The sequence below is a fragment of the Rhodopirellula sp. SH410 genome (genome assembly GCF_055811895.1).
The window spans coordinates 2,637,070-2,650,538 of record NZ_CM147949.1 but is presented as its reverse complement, the minus strand read 5'-3'; the positions used below and the strand labels follow the sequence as shown (position 1 = coordinate 2,650,538).

The 13,469-nt window shown below is 59.4% G+C and carries 8 protein-coding genes; 1 reads left to right on the top strand and 7 read right to left on the bottom strand.

Going from position 1 to position 13,469, the window contains the following annotated elements:
• Positions 1–205 precede the first annotated feature (205 nt).
• Positions 206–2,392 (top strand): sialate O-acetylesterase, encoded by a 2,187-nt coding sequence (locus SH410x_RS09755; RefSeq protein WP_473676315.1) that lies wholly within the window; start codon positions 206–208, stop codon positions 2,390–2,392.
• Positions 2,393–2,462: 70 nt separating this feature from the next.
• Here the strand turns inward: SH410x_RS09755 and SH410x_RS09750 are convergent, their stop codons facing one another.
• The 7 genes from SH410x_RS09750 to SH410x_RS09720 form a co-directional block, all read right to left on the bottom strand.
• Positions 2,463–4,148, bottom strand: coding sequence for a fatty acid CoA ligase family protein (locus SH410x_RS09750; protein WP_473676314.1), 1,686 nt, complete (start codon positions 4,146–4,148; stop codon positions 2,463–2,465).
• Between the two features lie 86 nt (positions 4,149–4,234).
• Positions 4,235–5,197: an ATP-grasp domain-containing protein gene (locus SH410x_RS09745; protein WP_473676313.1), complete on the bottom strand. Its 963-nt coding sequence runs from the start codon at positions 5,195–5,197 to the stop codon at positions 4,235–4,237.
• Positions 5,198–5,213: 16 nt separating this feature from the next.
• Positions 5,214–6,206 (bottom strand): methenyltetrahydromethanopterin cyclohydrolase, encoded by a 993-nt coding sequence (mch, locus tag SH410x_RS09740; RefSeq protein ID WP_473676312.1) that lies wholly within the window; start codon positions 6,204–6,206, stop codon positions 5,214–5,216.
• Positions 6,207–6,242: 36 nt separating this feature from the next.
• On the bottom strand, positions 6,243–7,025 hold the full coding sequence (locus tag SH410x_RS09735; protein WP_473676311.1) for a DUF4339 domain-containing protein: 783 nt from the start codon (positions 7,023–7,025) through the stop codon (positions 6,243–6,245).
• A gap of 66 nt (positions 7,026–7,091) precedes the next feature.
• Complete coding sequence (locus SH410x_RS09730; RefSeq protein ID WP_473676310.1) at positions 7,092–8,498, bottom strand: M20 metallopeptidase family protein; 1,407 nt, start codon at positions 8,496–8,498, stop codon at positions 7,092–7,094.
• A 328-nt stretch (positions 8,499–8,826) separates the two neighbouring features.
• Positions 8,827–11,196 (bottom strand): tetratricopeptide repeat protein, encoded by a 2,370-nt coding sequence (locus SH410x_RS09725; RefSeq protein WP_473676309.1) that lies wholly within the window; start codon positions 11,194–11,196, stop codon positions 8,827–8,829.
• Positions 11,197–11,291: 95 nt separating this feature from the next.
• Positions 11,292–11,519 carry a response regulator gene (locus tag SH410x_RS09720; protein WP_473676308.1) on the bottom strand — a complete coding sequence of 76 codons (228 nt, stop codon included), beginning with the start codon at positions 11,517–11,519 and terminating at the stop codon, positions 11,292–11,294.
• Positions 11,520–13,469 lie beyond the last annotated feature (1,950 nt).

The following is a 13,469-nucleotide window of genomic DNA, read 5'->3' as shown; positions in this document are numbered from 1 at the left end:
CATGATAACAACCGTGTTCAGTAAGCCACAGGCGTCGCGTGGGACCATCGCCCCGAGCGACGGCAAGTGAATTACAGAATCGCACCGCGCCAGCGGCACATATCACTCCATGATTTCAGGTAAGATACCGTGGCAATTTCGCAGCGCTGCCTCACCATCGTCGGTAGGCCGATCGCTCCCCTTCCCCGTGCCCACCGAGTAAATCATGCCCCTGCGTCGTTTTCAATTTCATTTGACTCTGATGTCGATCGCGATCGGCCTCGTCGTTGCTGCCGCGACGACGCACGCCGACGTTCGGCTACCGTCCGTATTCAGCGACCATATGGTGCTGCAGCAAAAACAGGAAATCCGCATCTGGGGCTGGGCCGAACAGGGTGAAGCGGTTGAAGTTCGCTTCGGTGACGCAGCCGCTACCACGCAGGCCGACGAAATGGGTCGCTGGCAGGTGGAATTACCAGCCATGGATGCCAACGCCGAGCCACAATCGCTCGCGGTCAAAGGCAAAAACACCATTGAAGTGAGTGACATCCTGATCGGCGAAGTCTGGCTCTGCTCGGGACAGTCCAACATGGAATGGACCGTCGGACGCTGCACCGATGCCGAGCAAGAAATCGCATCGGCCAACTATCCACTCATCCGGCATATCGCCATTCCAAAAACGTCTCGTTTTCTGCCGCTGGATGATGTCCCCGCAGATTGGCGGGTTTGCTCACCCGAGACCGTGGCAAATTTCACTGCCTGCGGCTACTTCATGGCCCGGCATCTGCATCAAGAACTCAACGTGCCCATCGGTTTGGTCAACTCATCGTGGGGTGGGACGCGAGTCGAACCATGGACCCCACCGGTCGGGTTCGAGCAGATCCCCGCACTCCAGGATATTTACCAATCCATCATCACACGCACACCCGGAACCGATGCCTACGAGCAGCGATTGGGTGCACACATCGACGCCACGAGCGATTGGGTTGAAACGGCGAAAGCCTCGTTAAAAACAAACGCTTTGCTTTCGCCCAGCCCCGCGTATCCAGCTGAACTCATTCCCTTCAGCAAGCATCAAGATCCGACGATGCTCTACAACGGCATGATCCACCCAATTCTCGGTTTCCCCATCCGCGGCGCAATCTGGTATCAGGGCGAATCCAATCATAACGAGGGCATGCTGTACCTCGAAAAGAAGAAAGCGTTGATTGGCGGTTGGCGTGAGCTTTGGAAACAAGGTGATTTCCCGTTCTATTACGTCCAAATCGCACCCTATCAATATGGCAATGAAGACGTTGAGATTCTGCCGCGATTCTGGGAAGCTCAAGCTGCCGTGGAGGACGAAGTGCCCAACACCGGCATGGTTGTGATCAACGATATCGCCACGATCGACAACATCCATCCACCTGCCAAACAAGAAGTCGGGCGACGCTTGGCTCGGTTGGCTCTCAAAAACGATTATGGGCGCAGCGACATCGTTGCTAACAGTCCCGAAATGAAGTCGCTCGAAACCGCAGGCGATCAATTGAAGGTTGTCTTTTCCAACGCCGGCGGTGGACTGAAGACGCGAGACGGCAAAGCACCCACGGATTTCGAAGTCATCGGGGCCGGTTCAGGAGGCTTCCAACCTGCGGCTGCGGAAATCGACGGTGACACCGTGATCTTGAAATCGGACAAAGTCCAACACCCCGTCGCGTTCCGATTTGCTTGGAACAAAACCGCCGAGCCCAATCTAATGGGCGGAACCGGACTGCCTGTGGGAGCCATGCGTGGCGGGAAAATGCCCGAATTTGTGGATACCCTCCCGATCGGCGATGGCTACCAACTCGTTTACGACCTCGATCTCACCGGACTGGGCACCGACATCGACTACGACGTTGACAACAGCAAGGAGATCAAGGGTTTTGATCGGATTGGTTACCTCGTTGAACTAACCCGCCAAGACGGCAGCGACCAAGCGATCTTTGTTTCGATGGCTGCGTTCACGGATGACGTGCACAAGATTGGCATCCCAACGGAGGCCTCCGGCGCCCATTTCCAACAGCCTGTTGAGTCGCTCGATATTTTCACAACCGTCGGCGGTATCCAAACCGGCACCGGCATCGCGAAAGGCAATATCGAGTTCTGGCCCCACAACTACGCCGTCACCAACGATGGCAACGTGCCCGGAGCAAGCAGCAGCGTCTATGATTTTGGTGACGAGCCGAGCGCCCCCGTCAATGGTTATGGAAGCATGCAAGTCCACCATTTCGGTGCCAAGCAAACACTCTTTGCGATCAACAAATGGAACGCGGGACCGAAAGCGGACATCGGTATCGGCAACAGCCCGGGCGAAACGCGAGATTGGACGTTCACCGGAAACGCGGACACCTATGCGAGCAAACGCCTGCGGGTTTACGTGCACGCGAAGTAAATGACCGTGAATGAATCACTCGAGTAGCTCAGTTCGCCAGAACGTGGATTCCACGCTCTGGCGACGGTAGCTACTTTTGATTCGATGCGTTGACTTCCGCAGCGAGTTTCTCTCGAAAGATCTTGCTGTTGTGACGGATGTCGACGGGCAAGGGCGTAGCACGGATCACGAATTCGCTGATCCGGTGTGTGAGTGGGTTGCAGGCCGCTGCCTCGCGCAAACGTGCAATCAGCGCATCGCGTCGCGGTGGGTCGTTGGCAACCGATAGGTCGACCGGTTGGACCACGATCACCGGGGTTTGCTGACCGGCGATGCCGCGTCCTACCAGCGCACACTTTTCGACATCGTCCTGGAGGTTAAAAATGGCCTCGCATGGCACCGTGAAAAATGTCCGATCGGTAGCGATCACGCGATGTGCCTTGCGGCCGCAAAACCAAAACCGATCCTGCGAATCGAGATAGCCGACGTCGCCCATGCGGTGCCACACCGTGTCACCGTCGTACACCTTGTGCATCGCGTTTTGATCCGTGCGCGTCACATACTTACGCGTGACCATCGGTCCACTGACGAGCAACTCGCCGATTTTGCCGCGTGGCATGGTGGTGATATCCGAAAAGTAGCGGATTTCATCGTCCGTGATCTCGATAACCTTCCATTCGACACCGTCGAACCGAGTACCGACACACACGCCCTTCCCCTTATTCGCTGCGGGGCCGGTTTCCGTGATGACTTGTCGCGACTCGATCGATGCGATCGGCAGCGCTTCCGTGGCACCGTAGGGTGTTTCGATATCGGCGTCCTCATGGACAAATCGGCGGAGGCTGCTGAGCGTCGACGCTGGCACGGGCGCGCCAGCTGACAACACTCGGCGAAGGGTCGGGAAGGGGCGCCCCACCGCATTGGCCTCGCACCACCGCGTCACCGTTTTCCACAGTGCTGGTGAACCAAACGCTTGGTCCACCTCCCATTGCCGCGCCGCGGCGATCAGCTTGGTTGGGTCCACATCGGCCGGCCGCGTTGGGTCCATGTCCGGGATGATGGTGGTCACCCCCATCACGGCATCAAACAAACCGAACAGTGGGAAACACGCCAGATCGCGAGAGCCTCGCTGGATGTTGTATCGGCTGGCGATTCGATCAATCTGGGCATGGAAAGTACCGTGCGTGTACGACGCACCCTTGGGGCATCCTGTGCTGCCGGTGGTAAAGATGACCGCGGCCTCGTCATCGCTCGTGACCTCCGCGAGCGGAGTCGCCTCACGCCGCCCCATTTCCAGGATCTGCGAGAGCGTTTTGCCACCCCAAAAATAGCGTCGCCCCACGGTCACGTTCCAACGTGCCGAGGGGAAGCGATGACGCAGTAGCGTCCGAATGGCTTGGGCTTTGGGGATGCCGATAAACCCATCAGGATTGACGTCTTGCAAGCAATTGACGAGGTGTTTGCGGTCCATGCCGGGATCAATCAGCACCACCGAGACCCCCGACTTCATCATTGCAAACACCAATTCAATGAACTGGGCACCAAACGGCACCAGGCTGATCAGCCGCATGCCGGGCTCAATTCCCCAGGCGGTCAGCCCGCGGGCAATCTCAGTACTCCGTTGGTCAAGCGTCTTGAACGTCGTCAGTGCGTAGTCGCGATCCTGACCTGATTTCTTAGGTGGCCCCGATGGTTCGGCAATCGCGATCGCCCCCGGCAATTGTTGGGCGATGTCGGTCAACCGATCCGCAACGTTCCCCTTTGTCAAATCGGACATGCTCCCATCACGACACGATACCGATGGCGGAATTTGGGTTGCCCGTTCACGATCGTCGTGACGTTCGCAACCATCTGAGGCGGAATTCATAAAGCAGTGTCTTTCAAGACGGAAATGATTTGTTCAGCCAAGTTAATCGGAAGGACGCCCTGGGCTCCCTTCCAGCCGGGAATCGCATTGATTTCCACTAACCGGTAGTCATGGCCGCCGGAGGTTTCGAGCAAATCGATGGCGGCGAGGGTCAATCCAAATTCGCTGCAGACACGACGCGCCAGATCTCCCCACTCGCTGCGCAATTCGATCGCTTCGGCTCTTCCCCCGGCGCGCACGTTCGTTCGGAAACCATCTTGGCAGGTCCGTCGGATCGCGTGAACATGGGGTCCTATGACGAGCAAGCGAACATCGCACCCGCCGGGCGCAACAAACTGTTGCACATAAAAGATGGCCCCGAGTTGCTGTAGCGTTGAGAAGACCGTCCAGGCCAACTCTGCGTCTCGAATTCGCATCACGCCACGGCCTTCACCACCGAAGATCGGTTTGACGACGACGTCGCCTCCGAGCTGCTCAAACGCTCGCATCGCATCCGACCGAGACTGGGCAACGATGGTCGCAGGCGTGGGGATCCCCATTCGTGCGACCCGCGCGAGCGTGGCATACTTGTCGATGGCAAGTTCGAGTGAGGCGGGTGGATTGACGATGCTATGGGCTCGGTCGCACCGGACTCGTCGACCGTACTCGTCATGCAGAGCCGCCAGACGAAAGATAACCTGTTCCAACGAGCCAGGAGGCATCGTGCGTGTGAAAATGGCATCCACTCCGTCGAGCTGCCAGGCGTTGCATGGGGCACCATCAATGGAGTCACCCACAACGGTCGATCGTGCGCCGCCGTTGTCGATTCGCGCAGTTAACGATTCATAATCGGCGAAAATGAGATCGACATTCGACTGCGTCGCGGCCGATTGCAGTTCGCCCAGATGCCAACCTAAGGGCGCAGCGTCAGCCCGATGTACCGGCCGTCCACCGAGTACGAGAATGCGTGGGCCGTTCACCCGTGCTGTCCCCAGATCAAGAATCCATCCCGAACGATGCCTGCAAAATCTCCGGTGCAAGCCGACCGCTTCGCCAGGTTCGGCCGCTCGCGAGGGAATGGATCGTAACCACGGCAGGGCTGAACAACATCGGGTCGACTTTATAAAAGTCGTAATCGTATTGTTTGAAAATTTTTGCGAATGGTTGCCCGTAGTCCGATGACGATGCGCTGGGGATCTTCGTCGCTACCGCATCAATTTGTTCATCGGGAGCATCAATCCACAACGTGACCTTGGCACCATAGAGCATCGCATCGTTGGTGCGGCCAATGCCGCCGACGGTATCGCCGGGTTTTGCACCCGGTGGCAAGGGTGCGAAACCGGTCGCTGAAGCGACGGTGGTCACGTCAAAATCAAGGGCATGAAGTTTGTGCAGAGCCGTTTCGATGCTCCTCGCGACGACTTGCACGCATCCGGCGATCGACGTCACCGGGGCGACCCCGAGACAGATACGTGTCGCGGGCACGCCGCAGGCGGTCGCGATCGCAGCAATGACATCCGAATCAGGCAGACGATCTGATTCGAGCACGCCGACCGCGTGCGTGTGTGAATCGGCCGGTGTGATCAAGTTCAAGTGTTGCAACATTTCTTCACGGCCGCGGAGCATCCGCATCGGACCGCTGGCCATCGCAAAGAACTTCTCGACGGCAAGCGGCCAGCCCGCATACTGACCGCCCAGGCAAGCGGCGATGGGGTGGTCCGCCGCAACCATCACCGCCGAATCAGTGATCATGTCCGGCTCGGCAGGCACCAAACTGACCTCGGCATGATCGCCCAAGCATAACCGGGCCAGAACGAGCCCGGCGTGTAGCGATCCGGTTTCGTGCACACCGCAATCCAGCACGCTGGCCCCCTCAATGTCACTCACCGAGCAGCGGAGATCGGAGGCGCCGAGCCGCGATTGGGCAAAGAGAGCCAGGGCCCGCTCGTGCAAGCGAGCGGGCGAAAAAACATTCGGTTCAGATTTCATCCGCGTATTTTGTACGCGGCAGCGGTAATTGTCCAGCTAGGACCAGATCAACACGTAAATCAAAGCGCACAGCAGCAAGAGGAACACCAACGCTAACAACACGCTGGTCGTGACACGCTTGCGAGAGACCCGCTTTTTGTTGGTGTCGAGTATCTTACCTCCCGTTCGCAGCGGAGCGTCTGGATCGGCAACGGGGGCTGCGGCAGGTGCCGCGGCGGCAGGGATTTCTTTGACCTTGGCGACCGGGGCCGCTGGAACGACGGGTGCGGATGGGGCGGGTCGCTCGGCGCGCGGCTGATCGCCGTTCTGGTGCTGTGGTAACACACTGCGGGCAATGCGCCACTCTGGCCATCCATCCCGCCACAGCATCGCGGAATCCGCCACCCGGCCTTCGCTGATCCATTGGCCGAGTGTGGGACCATCGGCGGGCCCAAACTGTCCGCCGCTGGTAGGACGTACGTACCATGCCGCCGACGTCCCACCGAGGACTTCATCCTGACTGCGTTGCCGAGATCCTGCATTGGTGTGCGGAGTTTGAGACGACCGCGGCGACGCAGTGGCGCTCGCGGGGGTTGCCGAGCCAGCGGCAGTATCACGGGGACGTGCACCCTGCGGTGTGTGAGCCGGCGATGTTGCCGCGGCCGATTCACGCTCGGGGCTCGGGACTCCGCTCGCATCGACCGGCGTCGACGTTTGGGAATCGTGTTCGGGTATGCGAAAACGAACTGAGCACGCCGGGCAAATCCCCCGCCGTCCAGCTAGCTCCGACTTGACGTTCAATCGCCTGCCACATGCATGACAAGCAAAACGAACTCCCATTGATTTCTACCTTCCCATGTAGTTGCAGTTGCCGCGGCGAGCCACCATCGAAATCGCCCAGTATACTCAGTTCGATGAATTTGTGGGTTTTGAGGGCATCAGTTCCAAGACCGCTGAAGTCATCGCGGGAACCGATACACGGAGTGTTTCCTCGGCGTCCGGGTAGTAGACGGCCGAATGCAGGGAAGCCGGAGGAATCCCGAGTTTTTCGAATCGATCGAGCCTCGCCTGGCTGACCGAACCGACTTGGTACATCAGGATCGGCACGCCCGCGATCCCGTAGCGACTGAAATCTTCGCCGCCCATGGACGGCTGGCCCTCGAGCACATTCTCAGCCCCGAGCTGGGTACCGAAGATCGGTCGCATTCGAGCCTCCAGATCGCGGTCGTTTTTCAGCGAGGGTGTCCCGTCGCTAAAGATCACCTCCGGCTCGGGCGCCGCGTACGTTGCAGCGATGCCGAATGCCCGGCGCCGGATCGCCGCCAGGAGCTGTTCACGAATTTCCGGACTGTAGCTGCGCACGGTCAACTGCAATGTGCAATCGTTGCCAATCACATTGTGCTTGGTGCCACCGTGAATCGAGCCGACCGTAATGACCGCGGGTTCAATCGGGGCAATCTCACGGCTGACAATCATCTGCAACGACATCACCAACTCAGCGGCTTGCACGATCGGATCGATCGTGGTGTGGGGCGCCGAGCCATGACCGCCACGCCCCTTCATCGTGATGTCAACGCTATCGACGTTGGCTTGCGAGAATCCTGGACGCAAACTGATCTGCCCCGTCGCGGTATCACTTCCGACGTGCATGGCCAGGGCGTAATCGGGGCGAGGAAATCGCTCGAATAATCCATCCTCGAGCATTGCTTTGGCACCCGCACCATGTTCTTCGGCGGGTTGTCCAATCGCTAAGAGTGTTCCCGACCACGTCTCCCGGTGCTCGGCCAGCCACTGCAATACCGTGGTCAGGTTGGTCATGTGGATGTCATGCCCGCATGCGTGCATCACCCCCGTGCTGCTGCCGTCCTCTCGTGTCACCGTCTGTTTTGACGCGTAGGCGACCGGTGTTTGCTCTGTGACGGGCAATGCATCCAAGTCCGTTCGCAACATCACAGTCGGTCCATCGCCATTTTTGAGCACGCCCACGATGCCGAAACCGCCGACGTTTTCCGTCACATCGAATCCCGCGTCTCGCCACAGCCCCGCGAGCTTTGCGGCTGTTTTCTCTTCTTCAAACGAGACTTCCGGGTGAGCATGCAGCCAAGTGTAAAGCTGCAACACCGGCGTGATTCGTTCATCGAGCCAATGGGAAACATCGGCGGACGTGTGAGCCGAACTCGCCGCGTTGGTGACCGTGTCGGCCGCGGTTGCTGCAGCGGGACCGGCAACACAGCAGAACAACGCCGCGAATACCGTTCGACACGGGATAGCAACCCATCGTGATTGAGACGACGTGTGAGCTTGCTCATTCATAAGATCGGATTCCTGTGTGGCCTTTATCAGTGCTGGAGGCACGGCAGCATTCAGCCAGCCGCTCAAGCCCCTGGTTCCAGAATAATAGGATACCACAAAGCCGTGGAGCGGCGGCAGCGATCGCAGCGTTCGTGTGGCTGTCGCACCGCCCGGGACATTCACTCCGCATCACGTCAATCGGCGTTCGCCCCGATTCCAAGGGAGATCCGTGGGAAACCATATAACGAATCAGCAACCGGAATAATTTTGCGAACCGGTGTGACCAACAAACGGCCATCGCTCGGCGAGTTTCGAAGCGTCCCGCCCCGCCGCCAGCTTCACAACCGCGTCACCTGGCCCATTCCCTCAGCCGCTTGCTCAACCCCGGATCCTCAGGCGGGTTGGTCAACAACATCAGCTCCGCCGCGGCGCGGGCGTCACCGCGATTCCCTGATCGCCATAAACAGGAAATGCTTTCTACCTTCGCCTGTTGATGCGATCGATGCGATGCTGGGATGCCATCGGCGAGTTCCTGCCAGAGACTCGCTGCCTGACTCAGTTCAGTGGGTTGGGAGGAATCCGCCAATGCCGACGCGGCGGCCGCCAGCACGTCGGCAGGGTGGCCCGATGTCGTCAACGCCGCACGCAATGCTCGATCGCCTCGATCCGTTTGCCCATTCCACATCAACCAGGCGATTCGCAGTCGCGGGGCGACCTCGGTTTCGGAATGATCGATCAGTGTCAACAAATAGGCTGCGATCTCATCGTGCAGCGTTGGATTTTCCAATAGATCTTGATTCAGCCTCCACATCACCACGCGGCGTAGATCCTCATCACTTGGTGCAACATTCTCCGGTGCACCGATTTGATTCTTGTACCCGAGCCGGCGTCGGGCAAGCGACGCCCAAAACGGATCGGATGCGGTTTTCCCGATTGCTTCCAACCGCTCGCGGCTCGACGCTTCGACACACGAGTCCAGCAACACGGAGCACGCCATCCCGGTCTGCTCCGCGAGTGGATGTGCAGCCGCCGCGGCGAAAGTGCTGCGCATGACGCTGAGCCTTTCTGCGCGTTCAGCATCGTGATCGCGACGGCAATCTTCCTCATCCCAGTGACAGGGTGGTTTCAAGGGCTCCGGTCCCGCAATCGCCCGTTGCCAGAGTCGGCGACAGCGAGTCGCATTCTCCAGAGTCCATTGCTCGGCGGGAACTTCCGTCGCGAACACCGCTGCCGCTACGACATCGCCTCCCGCAACGGCTGATTCAATGAGCGTTGTGCGTGCCGTTTGAGCCGCCTCGGACGTCGGCCAATCGTTGACGAGTTCGACCAACAATTCACGGGCGGTGGGACCACCGGCGGACGCCCCCTCTGAGTCGATCGCGTTACGCAGTGCGGCGGCCTGCAACATCAGCACCGACGACAATCGGTGCGGTCGATGTGCAAGGGCGATTCGCCTCAGAAGTTCCGCCGCAGCGGCTTCCTTGGAGATACTTTGCAGGATCGCCGCTGACTCGATGGCCGATTCGATGCTGCGCGCCGCATCTGTATCTTCGACCGCCGAGCGGGCAAAGGTGATTGCCGCGGGTAGCGTCTTGCCAATACGCAGGTAGTACCGGGCATCAGCACGAAGCACCCGGGGATCAACAGGCGTTTCAGCCCGATCGCCGCGGTTGCCTGCCGCCACGTCCGGTGACTCTTTCAAAACACGGCCCCTGGCAAGCAGGGTTTCAGCGTTGCGACGAGCAGTGGCGCCACCGCGTGTTTGGATCGCATCGAGCCACTGGCCAACTTCGCCCAAGTCCGACGAATGATCCGGGCGGCTGATGAGATATTGCAGGCGAGCCAAATCCATCGCGGGGCTGCGTGGCGCCGCAGCGGGCTGGTCACCGAAATACTGCTGGAGCTTGGTCGCCGCTGCGTCCCAACGTTGCTTGGCGATGTCGATCCGGATCACGAAGGCGAGGTCATGGGATGTCTTGATCACCAAGGGTGCGCTGGCTGGTTCGGTGCGATCCCGGGTCGATTGCCCATCGCCCGATGGGTTTTGGTGTGCTGATGCTTGCTGCATCGTCCGGATGGCCGCGTCTGGGCTCCCGGCGCGAAGCTGGGCTTCGGACAGTAACCGCGTCAACTCGCTGTGCAGTTCACTGTCGTCCGGGAACTTTGCGAGCGCTTCGCCGATCAGACGAATCGCCTGTTCCGAAAGCGCCACACCATCGGCGGAGCCCTCGGCGAACATTTCCGACAGCAATGAGGCCAACTCCACTCGCGTCAGCCATAGCAAACTTTCTTGACGCCGAAGTTCGGATCGCCGTTGCTGTGCATCGCGATCGAATTTACTTTTTTGAATGGTGACGAGTTCGTCTCGGATCCCCGCCAGATCAACCAAGAGCTTTTGATCGACCAGCCGTTGCCGCTGAATCAGAGCGGTCATTTCATCGGGGCGGGCACCCTGCGTGATCGCGGCAATGAGATCGCCGCGAATGGCTGTGAGCTGGCTATTCGTCGCCGAATCACTCGAGAGTCGCAGGGTTTTGGCGGTGGGCGGCTGGGCGTGGGCAACGACCGCAGGACTCGCGACGCCCAGAACCAGCAGTGAGCAAAAGAGGAACCGGCGAAGCATGTCGATGACCTCGTCGGTTTCCGGTGAACGCGTGATTGAGGCGGAGCACTCGTGTGCTGGGATGGTAGCAAGCTTGGGGTTGATGCGGTGCGTCATTCGAAAGCTTTTGCGTCGCAACCGCCGGTTCCCAAAATCGCGAAGCGATGGCGGGCGATGGTCGTGATTTCCCGCGATGCGTTCGGTGCCGGCTATTAAACCTCTGCCTGCACGGCCGTCGCTGCTTCCGCCCGGCGCAGGGCCTTTTCGACGCGAGCGAGCAAATCGTCGCCCTCGCCTCTGCCCGATGCGCTGCCTCCATTGGCATTCGCAGTGAACTCAGCCCCGCAATGCTGGCATGCTACCGTACACCCCAATAACGAAGCGCGGACGTCAATGCGCCGGCCGCACGTGGGGCAGGACTGTGTGAAATTGATCGACATAATTGAGATCTCTCCTTGTGGCCGCTCTCGGGAGCAGCAATCCGTTTACTCAGGAAGATTCTAAACCTTAGGAGCCAGTTAATGCTACCAAAAATCCCGCAGCCGCATCTCAAGCTGCCTGAAGCAGTGTAGTAGCGGTCGTCACGACTGGCAAGTCTCGAAATCTTAGAGGGATGGAATCTCCAACTAAGAGAAGCAAGACCACGAGTGGGTTCACAGGGCGTCCAAATCAGGGTCCCCGTGTGAAATTGCGAGCGTCTTGATAAGTGGCTAAATCGTTCGCGTCATTCAATGATTCCCAGCACCCGCCCCACGTATAGCTAGCCAAACGCCGTAGAAATCGGGTGCCCATCGAGCCGCGAGAGCAACGTTCCAACCCGCCGGGAAATGCCGACACCGTTCAACGAAAGAACTTCCGCACTGGTGATTGGATGTCGCCCTTGGCGAGGCGAACGCCTGTTCTGCAACAGCTCGATGGGTTCAAGATAACACATCCTCGCCGCCTCTTAGGTGGCAATCCAGACTTTTATTCGCATTTACGGCGACTTTCTCTTTCTTTCGCACCGCTGACGTACGTTTTCGCAAAGTCCGTCAATCCGGCGAGCTGGACAGTCTGGCGGGGATTTAACGGCCTGTTGATTGAGGCGAAGTTCGACCAGCAACGATGAGCCGAATGCCGTAAGGCATCGGGTGACACGAGCCACCCGGCCGCTCACGCGGCTCGGCTCACCAAATCAACACGCCCCGAGCGGCCTGTTGATTGAGGCGAATTTCGACCAGCAATGATGAGCCGAATGCCGTAAGGCATCGGGTGACACGAGCCACCCGGCCGCTCACGCGGCTCGGCTCACCAAATCAACACGCCCCGAGCGGCCTGTTGATTGAGGCGAATTTCGACCAGCAACGATGGGCCAAATGCCGTAAGGCATCGGGTGACACGAGCCACCCGGCCGCTCACGCGGCTCGGCTCACCAAATCAACACGCCCCGAGCGGCCTGTTGATTGAGGCGAATTTCGACCAGCAACGATGAACCAAATGCCGCAAGGCATCGGGTGACACGAGCCACCCAGCCGCTCACGCGACTCGGCTCACCAAATCAACACGCCCCGAGCGGCCTGTTGATTGAGGCGAATTTCGACCAGCAACGATGAGCCGAATGCCGTAAGGCATCGGGTGACACGAGCCACCCGGCCGCTCACGCGGCTCGGCTCACCAAACCAACACGCCCCGAGCGGCCTGTTGATTGAGGCGAAGTTCGACCAGCAATGATGAGCCGAATGCCGTAAGGCATCGGGTGACACGAGCCACCCGGCCGCTCACGCGGCTCGGCTCACCAAATCAACACGCCCCGAGCGGCCTGTTGATTGAGGCGAATTTCGACCAGCAACGATGGGCCGAATGCCGTAAGGCATCGGGTGACACGAGCCACCCGGCCGCTCACGCGGCTCGGCTCACCAAATCAACACGCCCCGAGCGGCCTGTTGATTGAGGCGAATTTCGACCAGCAACGGTGAGCCGAATGCCGTAAGGCATCGGGTGACACGAGCCACCCGGCCGCTCACGCGGCTCGGCTCACCAAATCAACACGCCCCGAGCGGCCTGTTGATTGAGGCGAATTTCGACCAGCAATGATGAGCCGAATGCCGTAAGGCATCGGGTGACACGAGCCACCCGGCCGCTCACGCGGCTCGGCTCACCAAATCAACACGCCCCGAGCGGCCTGTTGATTGAGGCGAATTTCGACCAGCAATGATGAGCCGAATGCCGTAAGGCATCGGGTGACACGAGCCACCCGGCCGCTCACGCGGCTCGGCTCACCAAATCAACACGCCCCGAGCGGCCTGTTGATTGAGGCGAATTTCGACCAGCAATGATGAGCCAAATGCCGTAAGGCATCGGGTGACACGAGCCACCCGGCCGCTCACGCGGCTCGGCTCACCAAATCAACA